Source organism: Sorangium sp. So ce406 (assembly GCF_051474675.1).
In the GTDB taxonomy this organism is placed as follows: Bacteria; Myxococcota_A; Polyangia; order Polyangiales; family Polyangiaceae; genus Sorangium; species Sorangium cellulosum_G.
Window position 1 is genome coordinate 2,600,383 of sequence record NZ_CP150340.1, and the last position, 16,001, is coordinate 2,616,383.

The window sequence follows — 16,001 nt, forward strand, 5'->3', positions numbered from 1 at the left end:
CGAGCGCCGGCGGCGGGGCCGATGCCTCTGTGTCAGAGCTCCTGGTGTCTGACCCGCCGTCAGCGCGTCGGGGGATTCAACCCGCTGGTTGCGCCGCGTCGTCCCAGACGACCTCGATGGAGGACTCGTTGGTCGGCTCGAGTGCGGCGGACAATGTCGACTCGTCGTTGAAGATCAGGAAGCGCGCCTCCACGTTCCCGATCCGCAGCTCATCGCGATGCCGCAGGCCATCTGCGAGCTTTACTCGGTGCCCGTTGATGGTCGTCCCGTGTCGTGAGCGCAGATCGTGTACAAAGAAGCCGCCCTCGTGCAAGAAGATGATGCAATGAAGCCTGGACACGCTCGGGTGAATCAGCGTGATGTTGCTCCTGCTCGAGCGGCCGATGGTGTTGAACTCTCTTAGCTGGATGGTCCTCGGTCTGTGGTGGTTCGCTATCTCGAGAGCTGCACGCTCGTGAGGTCGACATCGCTCGGACCTGTTGTCGTACTTGTCGATGAACGTCGGGGTGAGGTCCGTGGTGTCCTCTTCGAGTGTATTGCGGATGATGGCCGCCAGCCTGGCCCATGCGTCGTCTGGGTTGGCCCAGGCGGAGATGGGGTTGTCAGATTCCTTGTGCAGGGCGTGAGGGAGGTGCCCGAAGGGGGCGTGCCGCCAGTCGCAGGCACGGACGACGGCGACGAGGATCTTTGTGTGGCTCGCCAGCGCGCCATAGATCTCGTTGCTGTAGCATTCGTCCGTCGAAATGTAGTCTGCGCTGACAAGCACGAGCAGTATATCGGCACGGTGTATCGCCGCTTTGAGCTCTGCGCTGCGGTCGCTGCCGGGGGCGATCTGTCCCGCATGCCACACGTCGACGCCATCCCGGATCAGCGGCGTAAGATGCTTGTGGAGCTGTAGCATGTATGGCTCGTCAGCGGGCGCATACAAGATGCCAATGCGGTACATGGCCGAAATGTAGCATGGTTTGGCGCGGCCGAACACAACGTGGCTGCTCGCCCACGTGAGTCACTCCGAGATACCGTCCGGTCTCAGGAGGAGGGGTCACCACGGTGCCTCCGGCAGGCAGCACGATGACCACCGTGCTCCCGGCATGCGATCTCTGGCTTGTTCCGCTCTGGACGTAGGTTGGTCGCCCGGATCCTGCCTGCCGCGAGGCTGCCTGTGCTCGCCGCCTCCTCCCCACCTCCGCCGCTACGCCCCGAAGAGCAGCGCCCGCAGCGCCGCCGCTTCTCCCTTCGCCCGCGCGACGATCGGCACGAGCCCCACGATGCACCCGACAGGCACCTCCCGCGCGAGGATCACCCCGTTCTGGCTGCGGAACACGCGGATCCCCCGCGCCCTCAGCCGCGCCGGGCTGATCTCGAGCATCACGTCGACCTTCGCCCGCTTGCCGACCGCGCTGTCGAGCGCGTCGGTGCAGTGCACGTGCGTGCGCGCCGCCGGCCGGATCCCCTCGCGCGCGATGGCCCGGACCGCGTCCACGCTCGTGCCGTGCCAGATCGGCGCGTCGCCGAGGACCTCCTCCCACGACGCCTCGAGGCCGGCGAGCGTCACCGGCATCCCCTCGCGCGAGTGTCCCTGAGACGCGCGCATCCTGTCGCCCCGGATCTCGAGCCGGTTCTTCGTGTTGTTCTCCACCGCCTCGTCGAGCCGCGAGCGCGGCAGCCCGAGCGCGCTGAGCACGTCGTCCACGGCCACCCAGCCGGCGTCGTCCATGGCGATGCCCATCGAGGGCGCCCCGTGGCGGAGCAGCCAGGAGAGCTTCTTGCTCGTTTCGGTCATGCGATCGCGGCCCATTGTCAAGCTCCATTCCTTCTCTCTGGGACCCCGGAAACCCGGAGCCATCGCACGGAGAGCATAGACACCGCGCTATCATCCGGAAGCGGTATTTCTGGATAGGCTATCGCGTTTCGCGATAGCCTGCCTCCCGCCATGCTCAACCTCGACTGGCTCGCGGCCTTCGTGGTCTTCACCGAGCACCTCAACTTCACGCGCGCGGCGCGGGCGCTCCACATCTCGCAGCCGGCGCTCCACGGCCAGATCGGCAAGCTCGGCGAGGCGCTCGGCGTCACGCTCTACCAGCGGCGCGGGCAGCGGCTCGAGCTCACGGCCGACGGCAAGCGCGTGGCCGCCTTCGGGCGCGAGGTGGGCGAGCGGACGCGGTCGTTCCTCGGCGTGCTCCGCAACGGCGAGAGCCGCGAGCCGGTGGTGCTCTGCGCCGGGGAGGGCTCGTACCTCTACCTGCTCGGCGAGGGGATCCGCGCCTTCACCGCGCGCGCCGCCGCCCCGCTCCGGCTGCTCACGCGCGACCGCGAGGCCACGCTCGACGCCGTGGCGACGGGCGAGGCGCACCTCGGCGTCGCGCCGCTCGAGGGCACCCCGGACGGGCTCGCCGCCGACCGCCTCACCGAGGTCGAGCAGGTCCTTGTCGTCCCCGATGCACACCCGCTCGCCCGCAAGCGCCGGATCAAGCTGCGCGACCTCGAGGGCGCGCGGCTCGTGGTCCCCGGCCCCTCGCGGCCCCACCGGGCATTGCTCGCCCAGGCGCTGCTCTCGGCGGGCGTCCGCTGGGAGCCGGCCGTCGAGGCGAACGGCTGGGAGCTGATGCTCCACTTCGTCCGGCTCGGCGTCGGCGTCGCGGTGGTGAACGCCTGCTGCCGCCTCCCGCGCGGCCTCGTCGCGCGCCCGATGCCCGAGCTGCCGCGCAAGGTCTTTTATGTCGTCCGCCGCCGCGGGGGCGAGCTCCAGGGGGCATCGGCGGAGCTCCGCGACACGCTGCTCGCGCACGGCGCGGCCTGGCAGCGGAGCCGGCAGCGGCCTCGATAGTTCAAAGGAGAGCTCACAAGGAGCGAAGGCGAGAAGGGGAAGATCCTCGATCTCCGCTCCCCGCCTCCCGCTCGCTTCGTGGTCGCATCCGACCACCGCCGCCGAGCCCCTGCACGGGGGCTTCCGGCGCTCAGGCCGCCTTCTTGGACCTCGACTTGCCCTGCTTCGCCTTGCTGCCGCCCATGTCGTCGGGGCGGCTCACCAGCTTGGAGAAGTAGCTCGGCTCGCCGCTCGCCTTGGCCTGCTGGTACACGAAGGCGAGGTTCGACTCCTCGAACTTGGCGAAGAAGTCGTCCCACGAGATCTCCTCGAGGGAATCCTCCCCGCTGAACCCCGGGAAGTCGATCCGGAGCACGCCGGGCTCTCCGCCCTTCTCGGTGCGCTTCACCGTCGCCGGGTGGCCGCCGCGCGCCTCCACCCATTCGCGGATCTCGTCGTGATCGATCGTCATGTGGGACGAGTGGTCGTCGCCGGCGCCCTTCGCGCTGGCCTGCTTGCCGCTGGACTTCTTCCGCGCGGCTCCGCCAGGTTCGCCGGACTCCTCGTCGTCGAGATCGATCTGGGCCTCGACCTCGATGTCCTGCTCGCCCTCGTCGGCCCGCTCGCCGCGCGCCTGCTTCCCGCGGGTCGGCTGCTCGGCGCCGCCGGGCTCCTTGTCGAGATCCATCTGGACCTCGATCTCGACGTCCAGCTCGCCCTCACCGCCCTTCGCCTTCGCGCCCTTGGCGCTGCTCGCATGGGCCTTGCTGCCCTTCGCCGCGTCCGACCTCGGCCTGGCCTTCTGGACCATGTCGTCGGGGCGGCTCACCAGCTTGGAGAAGTTGCTCGGCTGCCCGTCCGCCGTCTTCTCCTGGTACACGAAGGCGAGGTTCGACTCCTCGAACTTGGCGAAGAAGTCGTCCCACGAGATCTCCTCGAGGCTGCCTTCCCCGCTGTACCCCGGGAAATCAATGCGCAGGATCCCGGGCTCCCCGTTCTTCTCGGTGCTCTTCACCGTCGCCGGGCGGCCTCCGCGCGACTCGGCCCACTGGCGGATCTCGTCATGATCGATGGTCGTCTTCGATGAACTGGCCGACATGGTCACTCTCCTGTGCTCGTACGTCGATTGCGCCGGGAGCGGCAACCCGCGTGCCAGAGAACCCTGCGACGCTGCGGGCAGGAGATGGTCGAGCTCAGCCTTGAGGGGTGTTTCACGGACAGCGACTACAGCGTCGCGTGAGCTGGTTCCGTCGCCGGGCACCGCGGGCGCGCGCGATCTGCGCGTGAGCCCCGACCGTGGGGTCATGACCGAGGCGACGAGAAGGGAGCTCTGCTGTGGTCGACGACAGGTGCGTTGAGGCAATCTGCCTCGTCTGCGGCGAAATGCTGCCGGCCTGAGCCGGATCGTCGTCGAGGGCGATCGCTGGCCCTCTCGTTGCCCCCTCGCTTGCGGGAGGCTGCGCGATGCGCAGAGCGCAATGACCATGCAACCAGACAGACTACAGGCCACCCCCTCACGGGGGCACGCTCGTTCGCTGCGCCGCGGGCGGGGAACCGCTGCGGTCGCCGTCGCGCGCGCGGCGCTCGCCTCGAGCGCTTCGGTGCTCGCGCTCGGGTGCGTGCTGGAGCGCGGCGCCCCAGGCGCGACGGCGAGCGGCGGCGCCACGGGCAGCGAAACCGCGAGCGGCGTCTGCGCCGACGGGGCGACGGACTGCCATGGCGCGCGCAGCGACGCCGCGTGCCAGCCGGTCGTGCTGGCCGAGGCGGCCGGCAATCCGCTCGCCCTCGCGGTGGACGCGACCCACGTCTACTGGACACACGAGGACACGGGCGAGATCATGAGAGCGCCCATCGCGGGCGGGGCGCCGGCCGTTGTCGCCGAGAGCTGCCCGACGCCCGGGCTCGCGGTGAGCGCGACGGGCGTTTACTGGACCTGCTCCCCCTCTACCGGCGTCGAGCACGACGTGCCCACCGGGGTCTACAGCGCGCCCCTGGACGGGGGGACGCCGGCGCTGCTCTCCACCGCAGGGCTGGAAGATCCGGTGGGCCTCGCGCTGGACGCGACAAGCATCTACGTGGGCGACAACTATGCGGTGATGAAGCTCCCGATCCACGGCGGGGCAGCGGAAGAGCTCGCCCGGGGGAGCGGCTCCCGCCGCGTCCGGGTCGACGAGACGCACGTCTACTGGACCAACGCGGACGCGAGCTCCATCCGGAAGGCGCCTATCGCGGGGGGCGCGTCCGTGGCGCTCGCCACCGGATACTTCGAGTCCCACGAGGTCGCGCTCGACGCGACCCACGTGTACTGGACCACCCCCGGCGAGGGCCCGAGCGTGGGCTCGGTGAACAAGGTGCCAAAAGAGGGGGGCATCCCCGTGGCGCTCGCGACGGACCAGCCGTCGCCGTACTACATCGCGGTCGACGAGACGCATGTGTACTGGGTCAACGTGAGCGCAGGCGAGATCAGGAGAGTGCCTGTCGGCGGCGGTGAGTCGGCGGTGGTGATCTCGGGCGTCGCGCCGAACGATCTGGCCGTCGACGGCGCCAGCATCTACTGGACGGATCGGAGCGGCCTCGTGATGAAGCTCCCCAAGTAGGCGCGGCGCGAGCGCTGGAGAGGGCCGATGACCCGAGCGGCAGCGCGGGTCCCTCTCGCGGCGCGGCGCCGCCGGACGCAGCGGATGGCGGCGGCGCAGCGCGCCGGGGCGGCCATTCGCTGCGCGATCGCCGGGCGGGTGCTACCTAGAATCGAGCGCAGCGATCCCGCTGCCGAGGCCGAGACGAGACCGTGGCGTACCCTCTGCTCCTCCGAGTTGCTGTGCTCGCCGCCGCCACGGCGACCAGCACAGCGGCGGCCGCGCGCTCGCCTCAGCCAGCGCCCGCGCCCGCCGCCTCGGAGGCGCTCGCGTCAGCGCCCGCGGTCTCCCCAGCGCGCTCGTCTCGCGCAGCGCCCGCGGTCTCCCCAGCGCGCCCGTCTCGCGCAGCGCCCGCGGTCTCCCCCGCACGCTCGCCTCAGCCAGCGCCCGCTGTCTCTTCCGCGCGCTCGCCTCAACCAGCGCCCGCTGTCTCTTCCGCGCGCTCGTCTCAGCCAGCGCCCACCCCGCCTCCCGCGGCCTTGCCCGAGCCCGCGTCCTGGCGCGCGCTCGTCGTCGGGGGCGGCCCGCGGCCGCCGATGAACCAGGTCGCCATCGAAGGGCACATCCGGTACTTCCAGTCGCTGCTCCCGGCCGCGGTGGAGCGGCGGGTCCTCTTCGCCGACGGGCGCCGGGGCACGCGGAGCGTGCAGTTCCTCGACGGATTCCGCATGCGCTACCGCGCGCCGAAGCTGCCGCGCATCGACGGGGCGACCACCCGCGCCGGCCTCGATGCGGTCTGGCGGAGATTCGCCGCCGCGCGCCCGGGCGACCCGCTGCTGCTGTACTTCGCCGGCCACGGGAGCCCGGACCCGCGGCGCGACCTCGACAACAACGTGTTCGACCTCTGGGGCGGCGGAGGGCTGTCCGTGCGCGATCTCGCCGCGCGCATGGACGACCTGCCCGACGAGACGCCCGTCGTCCTCGTGATGGCCCAGTGCTTCTCCGGATCGTTCGCGAACCTCCTCTTCGAGGGCGGCAGGCCCGACGGCGAGCTGGTCGAGCGCGACGTCGTGGGGTTCTTCGCGGCGACAAGGGACCGCCCCGCGTCGGGCTGCACGCCCGAGATCAACGAGGCCGACTACACCGACTTCAGCAGCTTCTTCTTCGCCGCCCTCTCGGGCGTCGATCGCCTCGGCAAGCGCGTGGACGGCGCCGATTATGATCAGAACCGGTTCGTGGGCATGAACGAGGCGTACGCGTACGCCCTCCTCCACCAGGCGACGAGCGACGTGCCGGTCGCGACGTCCGATGTGTTCCTGCGGCGGTTCGTGAACAAGCCGGATCACGAGACCATGGCGACGCCTTACGCCAGGATTCTCTCCTGGGCGACCCCGGCCGAGCGGGCCGCCCTCGAGGGGCTCTCGGACGCGCTGGGCCTGCGCGGCGAGCACCGGCTGCGCGCGGCGTACGGCCTCGAGTTCGGGCCCGGGGCGGGCAGGCGGGACGTCGAGGACGTGACCTCGGCGCACCGCCTGAGGTTCATCCGGCTCGCCAAGAGCGTGGTGCTGGCGAGGACGCTGCGGCAGAGCGGCGACCGCGCGCGGATCGAGCGCTTCGAGCGGCTGCGCGCCGCGGAGGCGCGCAATCCGCTCGTCGAGGCCAGGGCGGCGAGCCAGGCGCGGCAGGACACCCGGCGGCGCGCCGCGCGCTGACGGCCTGGCCTCCGCGCCCTGGCGCCATGCGGCGGCGCGCCCGCGGTCACGGCGATCGCTGGAGCCGCCGCGTGAGCGCCGCGACGACGAAGTCCCGAAACGCCGCGACGCGGTGGGGCAGGTAGCGCGCGGAGGGATACACGAGGTGCAGCGGCGCCCCCGAGGCCACGTGCGACGGCAACACGCGCACGAGGCGACCGCGCGCGACCTCGCGCGCGCACATGACGCTCGGGAGGAGGCCGACGCCGACGCCCGCCAGCACCGCGCGCCGCGCGAAGCTCAGCTCGTCGACCGCGAGCGGGCCCTGGACCTCCACCGTCTCGTCCCCCGCGGGCCCTCGCAGCGTCCACGCGGCGCGCTCGGGCCTCTCGCGAAAGAGGACGCACCGGTGCGCCGCGAGGTCTCCGAGGCGCGCGGGGACCCCGGCGCGCTCGAGGTAGCGGGGCGCGGCGTACAGCGCGTCCTCCACCTGCCCGATCCTCCGCGCGATCAGGGAGCCGTCGCGGATCGGCCCGGCCCGCAGCGCCAGATCGAAGCCCTCCTCCACGAGATCCACGACGCGCCCCGTGAGCGCGACGTCGACGCGGACGGCGGGGTGGCGCCGCACGAACCGCGCGACCGCCGGCTCGAGCATCGCGATCCCGACGTCGACGGGGGCCGTGATTCGGACGGTGCCGCGCACAACGGCCTCCAGATCGGCCACCATCGCGGCGGCCTCCTCGAGGCTCGCGACGCCGCGCGACGCCCGCTCGTAGAACGCCGCGCCCGCCTCCGTGAGCCGCACGCTGCGCGTCGAGCGGTGCAGCAGGCGCGCCCCGAGCGCCTCCTCGAGGAGCGCGACCGATCGGCTGACCGAGGACTTCGGCAGCCCCAGGACCCGCGCCGCCGCGGTGAAGCCCCGCTCGTCGACGACGCGCACGAAGACGGCGATCCGGTTGAGGTCCATTGTTCGTCCCAGGAGAACATCCCGTTCGCGGACGGCTGTCTAGTGCGTCCGTTGGCAACGATGCATGGTCTCCGTGTGACACACGGCCGGCGCGCCCGGGAAGCCCGAGGCGCGGCGGTCTCCAACCTTCGTCGAGAAAGGACGATCCGCCATGAACACCACGACCAGCACCACCACCCCGAGCGCGATCCCCTCCCAGGCCGCCCGGTGGACGATCGACGCGACGCACTCGAGCGTCTCGTTCTCCGTACGTCACATGATGATCTCGAACGTGCGCGGCGAGCTCGGGGGCGTCGCCGGCGAGGTCACCTACGATCCGCGGCGCCCCGAGGCGTCGACGCTCTCCGCCACGATCGACGCGGCGTCGATCCACACGCGCGAGGAGAGCCGCGACGCGCACCTCCGGAGCGCCGACTTCCTCGACGTCGCGCGGCACCCGACGATCACCTTCGTCGCCACGAGCGTCCGCCGCCGCGGCGACGGGCTCGACATCGTCGGTGACCTGACGATCCGCGGCGTCTCGCGCGAGGTGACGCTCGCGGTCAGCGAGCTGTCGGGCGAGCACACGGACCCTTATGGCAACCGCCGGCTCGGCGCGACCGCCACGACGAAGATCCGCCGCAGCGATTTCGGGATGAGCTTCAACGCCGTCCTCGAGACGGGCGGCGTCCTCGTGGGCGACGAGATCGCGATCACGCTCGATATCCAGCTCATCAAGCAGGGGTGAGCGCGCGGCGACGGTCGGCGCGCCGGCGCCCCCCCCCGGGGCTCACTCGCAGAGCGCGGTGTCGACGAAGTCGAGGACGTCCATGTAGGCCTTCTCGGCGGTCTCCTCGCCGTGGACGGCGCCGGGCAGGACCGTGATGGCGACGGTGACGGCGCGGCCGTCGTCGGAGACGCCGCCGCGGGTGTGGTAGCCGAAGATGTCGCCGCCGTGCCCCCAGACGAGGCCGCCGCAGCTCAGCGGGGTGGTGAACAGGCCGAGCCCGTACCGGGCGCCGGGCCACATGCCGGGGGCCTCGACGGTGGTGCGCATCTCCTCGAGCTGCGCCGGCTCGAGGAGCTCGCCGCCGAACAGCGCCGTGAAGAACCGATTGAGATCGCTCGGGGTCGCGATGATCTCACCGGCGGCCCATCCCCAGGACGGGTCGAGCTCGGTGGCGTCGTACAGCGGCTGATCCGGCCCGTCCGCGTGATAGCCCCTGGGATGGCACCCCCGGATGCCCTCCTCGCCGACGTCGGGGAGATAGGTGCTGCGCAGCTCGAGGCGGTCGATGATCCGGCGCGTGATCTCCTCGTTCAGGGGGCGTCCGGTGACCTTCTCGATGAGCATGCCGGCGAGGGTGTAGTTGGTGTTGCTGTAGTCCCACCGATCCCCGGGGGGGAACTCCGCCCCCTCGGCCAGCGCGAGGTCGAGCAGCTCGCGGGGGCTGAAGTGCCTGTGCCGGACCGGGAGGAAGCCCTCCTGCAGGATCAAGCCGTCGTAATCGACAAGCCCGCTCGTGTGCTGCAGGAGCTGCCGCACCGTGATGTTGTTGCCGTCGATGCCCTCGCCGCGGACCAGGTTCGGCAGGTACGCCTCGATCGGCGCGTCGAGATCGACCTTGCCCTCGCCGACGAGCTGCAGGACGACAACCGCGGTGTACGCCTTGCTGTTGCTCCCGATGCGCACGAGCCCGTCGACCGGCACCTCCGCCTTGGCCTCGATGTCGCCGAAACCGGCGGTGTAGTGGCGCGTCTGCCCGTCGACCTCCTGGACGGCGGCAAGGACGGCGGGGAACCTGTCGTCGCGCACCAGGCGGTCGGCGGCCTGCTGGATGGGGTCGTCCGGATCGGTGTTGGCCTCCTCCGTGGAACCCGTGCACTCTCCCGGCGGCGTGCCGCCGCCGCCGCCGCTCTCGTCCTCGCCGCCGCTGCCGCCCTCGCCGGCGCCGCCGCTCTCGTCCTTGCCGCTGCTGCCTTCATCGGCGCCGCCGCCTCCGTCGCCGCTCTCGATGCCGCCGCCGCTGCCGGCGTCGGTGCTCGCCTGCGCGTCGTCGTCGGCGGGGCAGCCTGTGAGCAGGGCCGAGGATCCGAGCAGCGCCGAGAAGAGGACCGTCGAGACGACGTTGCGCAAGCCCGTGGCGGCTGCGCGGGCGATTCGTGTTCTCGGAGAGGTGAAACGGTGGTGCAGAGAGGTCATGATCGGCTCCTGATGGTGTGCGCGCGCCCTCGGCTCACCGCTTCGCGCCGGCGGCTCGCGGCGCCAGGCATCGTCGCGCGGTCTGGAGAGCGCCGCTGGTTCGTGACTCTGTTCCCGGACTCGTGAGGATCGTTCAACCCTTCAGATGATCTTCTCTTCGAACCGCTGTTGCGAACCACGCGAGCACCGCTGTCGCGATCGCCGCCCGCGAGGACGCGCCCGGGGCTTCACGGGCACAGGGCGGTATCGACGAGGGCGAGGACGCCGGCGTAGGCCTCATAGGCCTGCTCCCTGGTCTGGACGCCGGGCACGGCGGAGGGCAGCGCCGTGACGGCGACGGTGACGGCGCGGCCGTCCTCGGTGACGCCGCCGGCGGTCTCGTAGCCGAAGATGTCGCCGCCGTGGCCCCAGACGACGCCTCCGCAGCTCAGCGGGGTGCTGCTCAGGCCGAGCCCGTACTCGTAGCCGGGCCACATGCTCGAAGCGTCGACGGTGGTGCGCATCTCCTCGAGCTGCGCCGGCTCGAGGAGCTCGCCGCCGAGCAGGGCGGAGAAGAAGCGGTTGAGGTCGCCCGGGGTGGAGATCATGTCGCCGGAGGCGCCGGCGATGGACGGGTCGAGCTCGGTGACGTCGTACAGCGGATCTCCGAAGCCGTCCGCGTGATAGCCCCTGGGATGGCACTCCCGGATGCTCTGATCGCCGACGCGGGGGACGTAGGTGCGGCGCAGCCCGATGCGCTGGATGACGCGTTCGGTGATCTCCTCGGCCAGCGGGCGGCCGGTGACCTTCTCGACGATCAGGCCGGCGACGATGTAATTGGTGTTGCTGTACGCCCACTGGTCGCCGGGGGGGAAGTCCTCCGCCTGCGTCAGCGCCAGATCGAGCAACGTGCGGGGGTCGAAATAGGTGTGCTGGACCTTGGCGAGCCCGTCGCCCAGGAGCACGCCCACGAAGTCGGGCAGCCCGCTCGTGTGCTGGAGGAGCTGACGCACCGTGATGTCGTTGCCGTCGATTCCGTCGCCGCGGACCAGGTTCGGCAGGTACGTCTCGATGGGCGCGTCGAGGTCGACCTTGCCCTCGCCGACGAGCTGGAGGACCACCACGGCGGTGAACGGCTTGGTGTTGCTCCCGATGCGCACCTGCCCGTCGACAGGCACCTTCGCCTGCGTCTCCAGGTCGGCGACGCCGGCAACGTAATGGCGCGTCTCCCCGTCGACATCCTGGACGGCGGCGAGGACCGCGGGGAACTTGAGGTCGCCCACCAGGTGGTCCGCGCCCTGCTGCACGGGGTCGTCGGGATCGGTGTTGGCGCTCTCCGTGGAGCCGGTGCACCCCGCCGGCGGATCGCCTGCGCCGCCGCCGCTTGCGTCATCGCCGCCGCCGCCGCTCGCGTCATCGCCGCCGCCGCCGCCGTTCGCGTCATCGCCGCCGCCCACGCCGCTGCTGGTGGCCGTGTTCGCCGGCGCCTCGGCGTCGTCGGGGCAGCCCGCGAGCAGGGCCGATGATCCGAGCAGCGCCGAGACAAGGACCGTCGACAGGGCGCTTCGCAAGCTCGTCGCTGCCGCGCCGGCGAGCCGTGTCCTCGGGGAGGCGAAGCCATGGTGCAGAGTTCTCATGATCAGCTCCTGGTGGTGTGCAGGGGTCCTCCGAACACGCCCGCGCGCCGGCGAATCGCGCCGCCAGGCGCCGTCACGTGAACCGGAGAACGCTGCTCGATTTCGGACCTCTGTTCCCGGACTCGTGAGGATCGTTCATGCCCCCGAGACGAAATTCTCTTCGGAGCGCCGCTGTGGGTCATGCCAACACTGCTGCTCGCGCCCGTTGTTACGCATCGTAACGGCGCTGGGCGAGCGCTGCTTTGCAGGCGACACCCTCGCCGCCCCGCTGAGCACGCGACGACGCGCGCGGGCAGGGCGTCATCGACAGCGCGCTCCGCCGCCTGTTCACGATCAGGCGCCACCAGCGCGTGATGGAATGGCAGGGCAAAGGCGATCTCCCGCGTGTCGCCATCGGACACGAGGGAGGCGCGCCTCCACCCGGAGCACACAAGTGACCGCTCGCCGCCCGGATCCGAGCCGCGCACGGACTTGATGCGACCACCGGAGCGATCCTTCGAATTATTTTGCGGGCGCCCCCTCGAGCTCCTCGGTCGGCCGCAGGGCGTCGTGGTGCGAGGGGCTGTCTCGATGCAGCTCGGTGGAATATTGCCGTGTAGACGGAAGCGGTGGCTCGGCTCCACTCCAGGGCGCCGCCTGCCGTGCGGCGCCGCGCGTCGCGTGCTCGCTGCTGCCTCGCCGGTCCGCGATGGCGAGCTCTTCCGGGGGATATCTACTTCCTCTCGAACGATTCCTCGTGGCTCATCGTCACGTCGTCCGGGGTCAGGGAAGCCATGACGCTCTCGTAGCTCCTGAGCAGCATGCGGCCCGAGACGGCGTCCGCCGGATCTCCGACCAGGAGGTCCTTGCTGGCGTCGTCCCACACGTCAGGGCCGCGATCCGAGGCCACCGGGATGGTCCTCTCCCGCCGGTTGTACTTGATCCGTTCCAGCTTGGTGTTTGGCACCCTGACCCTCTCCAGATCGACCTTCAGGCTCGATATCGCCCTGTAGAAGCGCTCCGAGAAGCACCTCTGGGCCTGGCACATGGTCCTGACCACCTCGTAGGCTCCCAGCGTCCACAGCCACATCAGATCCGAGGCGCGCGTCCTTGCCTCGTGGGAGAAGCCGCCTTCGCTGGAGGCGCACGCGTCGAGCTTCTCGTGGATCTCGTCCGCGATCGACAGCAGGACCTGGTGTCGGCCGGACAGGTAGATCGAGAACGCCGCCAGGGGGTGCTGCGTGGACATCGTTTCCTCTTCGAGCGATCGGGAGGGGGCGTCGGGGGAAGGAGATCGACGAGCGCTCAGAGGCAGCGGGGGGCGGGGAAGGTGATCCTCACATTCCGGATCTCCTGGCGCGCGACCGCCGCCCCCGTGGCGGCGCCGAATCCATAGAAGAACCTCGATCCGACGGGGAAGCCGCTGATGGCGGACCGCTGGATCTGGAGCTCGCCGTCGACGCTCACGCGCACCTCGCCCGCGTCGAACTCGATCTGCGCCGTATGGAACGCGCCGTCGCCGAGCGCGACGCTGCTCTCCGCCTGGCCCAGCGAGCTGAGGACGCCCTGATCGCACGGCCGCGCGAGATCGTCCACGCCCACGTGGTTGTCGCTCGGATCTGCGCAATCGAAGTTGTTGTAGGTGTCGAACTCGACGCCGTAGCCGTCGAGCCCGGCCAGGCCGAGGCCGCCGCCGGGCTCGCCGACGGCTGTCTCTCCCGACGTCTGGAGCATGAAGCCCACGCCGTCGCCGCGGCCGAGGCGGAACTCGAACGTGGCGATGAAGGCGTCGGCGGCGAGGGGATTCCGGTAGACGATGGTGCCGGCCTGCAGACCCCTGGCCTCGGTGAGCACGGCGGTCAGCGCGTCCGGATCCCAGAAGGCAGTCCCGTTGAGGGACCATCCCTCCGGCGGCGAGGTCATGTCCGCGGCGAGGCTCGCCGCGCACGCGGTCCCCGCCGGGCATGTACCCTCGTCGATCTGCCCATTGCAGTCGTTGTCGACGAGGTCGCACGCCTCGGGCGCCGGCGTCCTGTCGCCGGTGCACGGACCCCAGGCCTCCCGGGAGCAGACCTGCACGCCGGCGTGGCACGCGCCGACGTCCTCGGTGCCCGGGGGGCCCGAGTAGCAGCTCCGTTCCTGCCCCTCCACGCACGCGCACCCTTCGTCGGCGACACGGTCGCAGTCGTTGTCGCGGCCGTCGCAGACCTCCGGCGCAGGCACGCAGTTGACGGCCACCTCCTCGGCGCCGGCCTCCTCGAGGATGTCGCTCCGGCCTCCGCACATCGAGGCGCCGGCGGCGAGCGCCGGGAGAAGGAGGAGCGCCTTCACGCGCGGCCGCCGGCCTGTGTCTGCCGCCGTGCGCGAAGCAGAGGAGATCGGCTGTGATGCTTGCATGAGCTCTCGATGCTGCGCGCGACCCGCGATCGCGCCGATGAAGCGGAACACCCTCGCGCGCCAGTCCTTTCTGGGCCTCAGTGTACCCGATCCAGAGAAGCGCGTCTCCAGGCGTCCAGCGCCGGTCGAGGGTCGAGCCCGCCGGACGCGATCACCGGCGTCTCGGCGGAAGGCGCCCACGAGAACAAACCCTCGCTGTCGAGGCGGCTCAACCAGGCTATCCTGCGCGCCCGTAACGGAACCACGCAGGAGTCATTCATGGAACGATCACGTTCAGCGAATCCTCGCAATCTCGGCATCTTCGTCGGCCTCGGCCTGTCGCTCGCCGTCGCCGGCTGCGGCGATGACGACACCGGCGGCAGCAGCGGCACGACCAGCAGCAGCGCCGTCAGCACAAGCAGCGCCAGCAGCAGCAGCAGCGGGGGCGGCAGCAGCAGCAGCAGCGGCGGCGGCACGGGAGGCAGCGACGGCAGCGGCGGCGCGGGCGGCGCGGGCGGCGGCACCGGAGGCGGCGGCGGCGATAGCAGCGCGACGCCGTCGCTCAGCTTCTTCGTGTCGAGCACGGGGAGCACGACAGCGAACCTCGGCGGGCTCGAGGGAGCGGATCGCAGGTGCCAGGAGCTGGCCGCCGCTGTCGGCGCCGGCGCGCGGACATGGCGCGCCTACCTCAGCGTCGAGATGGGCCCGGACGGCCAGCCGGTGCACGCCAGAGACCGGATCGGCGCGGGCCCCTGGTACAACGCGAAGCTCGAGCTGGTGGCGGCGAACCTCGAGGAGCTGCACACCAGGTTCGGCGATCACACAGCGTTCCTCGACGAGAAGGGCGAGATGGTGCCGGGCCAGTGGCCGGACTCCCCCACACCGAACCAGCACGATATCCTCACTGGCACCAACCGGGACGGCTCCCTCAGGGTCGGCCAGACCTGCGAGGACTGGACCTCCGAATCCGCGAGCCTGACCGCCTGGGTCGGCCATTCCGACGGGATGGGCCCCATGCAAAGCACGGCCGAGATGTACCGGCCGTGGAACTCGGTGCACGCCAATGGCAGCTGCGCCGACACGGCCCCGGCGGGCGGCAACGGCCGCGTCTACTGCTTCGCGGCGGATTGACCGGGCGCGCGAGCGTGCATCGCGCCGCGCCGCGCGCCCGCGCGCGTCACGACGCGCTGGCCTCGTCCCGCAGCATCGCGAACAGGTCCGTCACGCCGGGGTCGATCCCCGTCTGCGTGAGCAGCGTGGTCACCTGGCCGCGGTGGTGGGTCTGGTGGTTGAAGAAATGGCCCACGAGCCCCCAGAGCGGATACGTGACGGCCGCCCCGTTCCGCATCTTGAAGGTCAGGTCGCTCGAGAGCGCGCGCTCGTCGAGCTGGTGTATCCACGCGAGGATGTCTGCGTCGGTCGCGGCGCGCTCGCGGGCGAGATCGGCGAAGTCCGCGTAGAGCTCCTGCGCGAGCGAGGTGATCTCGACGGCCTTGCCGCTCGCGTCCCGCGAGGTGAAGCGCGCCGCGTCGCCGGTGAAGCGCCCCATCCACGTCCGGTCGGCGAGCAGGATGTGATTCAGCGTGCCGTGGATCGACCTGAAAAAGGCCCCGCGATCGCGCCTGCGCTCGGCGTCGTCGAGCTTGCCGACGACATCGAAGATCTTGTCGTTCATCCACCGATTGTAGCGAGCCATTGCGCGGTATTGCTCGATCCAGCTCATGAGTCGATCCTCGTTTGAAGGGCGGCGCGCACCCTACCACGCGCGTGCGTGCGGGTCGATCGCGGCGGGCCTTCACGGCCGCGCG

14 protein-coding genes are annotated in these 16,001 nt (G+C 71.0%); 5 read left to right on the plus strand and 9 right to left on the minus strand.

Going from position 1 to position 16,001, the window contains the following annotated elements:
• Window positions 1–76 precede the first annotated feature (76 nt).
• Window positions 77–946 carry an FHA domain-containing protein gene (locus WME96_RS09740; protein ID WP_437289868.1) on the minus strand — a complete coding sequence of 290 codons (870 nt, stop codon included), beginning with the start codon at window positions 944–946 and terminating at the stop codon, window positions 77–79.
• 246 nt (window positions 947–1,192) lie between these two features.
• Complete coding sequence (locus WME96_RS09745; RefSeq protein WP_437289869.1) at window positions 1,193–1,783, minus strand: RNA 2'-phosphotransferase; 591 nt, start codon at window positions 1,781–1,783, stop codon at window positions 1,193–1,195.
• 150 nt (window positions 1,784–1,933) lie between these two features.
• Between WME96_RS09745 and WME96_RS09750 the strand changes: the two genes are divergently transcribed.
• Complete coding sequence (locus WME96_RS09750; RefSeq protein ID WP_437289870.1) at window positions 1,934–2,827, plus strand: LysR family transcriptional regulator; 894 nt, start codon at window positions 1,934–1,936, stop codon at window positions 2,825–2,827.
• Between the two features lie 130 nt (window positions 2,828–2,957).
• Here the strand turns inward: WME96_RS09750 and WME96_RS09755 are convergent, their stop codons facing one another.
• Window positions 2,958–3,905 (minus strand): lipocalin/fatty-acid binding family protein, encoded by a 948-nt coding sequence (locus WME96_RS09755; RefSeq protein WP_437289871.1) that lies wholly within the window; start codon window positions 3,903–3,905, stop codon window positions 2,958–2,960.
• A gap of 502 nt (window positions 3,906–4,407) precedes the next feature.
• On the opposite strand from WME96_RS09755, the gene WME96_RS09760 reads away from it, so the two are divergent.
• The gene (locus tag WME96_RS09760) at window positions 4,408–5,403 is read left to right on the plus strand and encodes a hypothetical protein (protein ID WP_437289872.1); all 996 of its coding nucleotides are present in this window, start codon (window positions 4,408–4,410) and stop codon (window positions 5,401–5,403) included.
• Window positions 5,404–5,921: 518 nt separating this feature from the next.
• Complete coding sequence (locus tag WME96_RS09765) at window positions 5,922–7,094, plus strand: hypothetical protein (protein WP_437289873.1); 1,173 nt, start codon at window positions 5,922–5,924, stop codon at window positions 7,092–7,094.
• Between the two features lie 46 nt (window positions 7,095–7,140).
• Here the strand turns inward: WME96_RS09765 and WME96_RS09770 are convergent, their stop codons facing one another.
• On the minus strand, window positions 7,141–8,040 hold the full coding sequence (locus WME96_RS09770) for a LysR family transcriptional regulator (RefSeq protein WP_437289874.1): 900 nt from the start codon (window positions 8,038–8,040) through the stop codon (window positions 7,141–7,143).
• A 151-nt stretch (window positions 8,041–8,191) separates the two neighbouring features.
• On the opposite strand from WME96_RS09770, the gene WME96_RS09775 reads away from it, so the two are divergent.
• Window positions 8,192–8,767, plus strand: coding sequence for a YceI family protein (locus WME96_RS09775; RefSeq protein WP_437289875.1), 576 nt, complete (start codon window positions 8,192–8,194; stop codon window positions 8,765–8,767).
• Between the two features lie 42 nt (window positions 8,768–8,809).
• On the opposite strand, the gene WME96_RS09780 is transcribed toward WME96_RS09775, so the two are convergent.
• From WME96_RS09780 to WME96_RS09795, 4 genes are all read right to left on the minus strand, one after another.
• Entirely contained in the window at window positions 8,810–10,222 is a 1,413-nt protein-coding gene (locus tag WME96_RS09780; protein ID WP_437289876.1) for a serine hydrolase domain-containing protein, read from the minus strand.
• A gap of 227 nt (window positions 10,223–10,449) precedes the next feature.
• Window positions 10,450–11,838: a serine hydrolase domain-containing protein gene (locus WME96_RS09785; protein WP_437289877.1), complete on the minus strand. Its 1,389-nt coding sequence runs from the start codon at window positions 11,836–11,838 to the stop codon at window positions 10,450–10,452.
• 712 nt (window positions 11,839–12,550) lie between these two features.
• On the minus strand, window positions 12,551–13,066 hold the full coding sequence (locus WME96_RS09790) for a hypothetical protein (RefSeq protein ID WP_437289878.1): 516 nt from the start codon (window positions 13,064–13,066) through the stop codon (window positions 12,551–12,553).
• Window positions 13,067–13,122: 56 nt separating this feature from the next.
• Window positions 13,123–14,214 carry an L-type lectin-domain containing protein gene (locus WME96_RS09795; RefSeq protein ID WP_437289879.1) on the minus strand — a complete coding sequence of 364 codons (1,092 nt, stop codon included), beginning with the start codon at window positions 14,212–14,214 and terminating at the stop codon, window positions 13,123–13,125.
• 258 nt (window positions 14,215–14,472) lie between these two features.
• On the opposite strand from WME96_RS09795, the gene WME96_RS09800 reads away from it, so the two are divergent.
• Window positions 14,473–15,324: a hypothetical protein gene (locus WME96_RS09800; protein ID WP_437289880.1), complete on the plus strand. Its 852-nt coding sequence runs from the start codon at window positions 14,473–14,475 to the stop codon at window positions 15,322–15,324.
• Window positions 15,325–15,370: 46 nt separating this feature from the next.
• On the opposite strand, the gene WME96_RS09805 is transcribed toward WME96_RS09800, so the two are convergent.
• A complete protein-coding gene (locus WME96_RS09805; RefSeq protein WP_437289881.1) occupies window positions 15,371–15,916 on the minus strand; it encodes a DinB family protein in 546 nt (181 codons plus the stop codon).
• Window positions 15,917–16,001 lie beyond the last annotated feature (85 nt).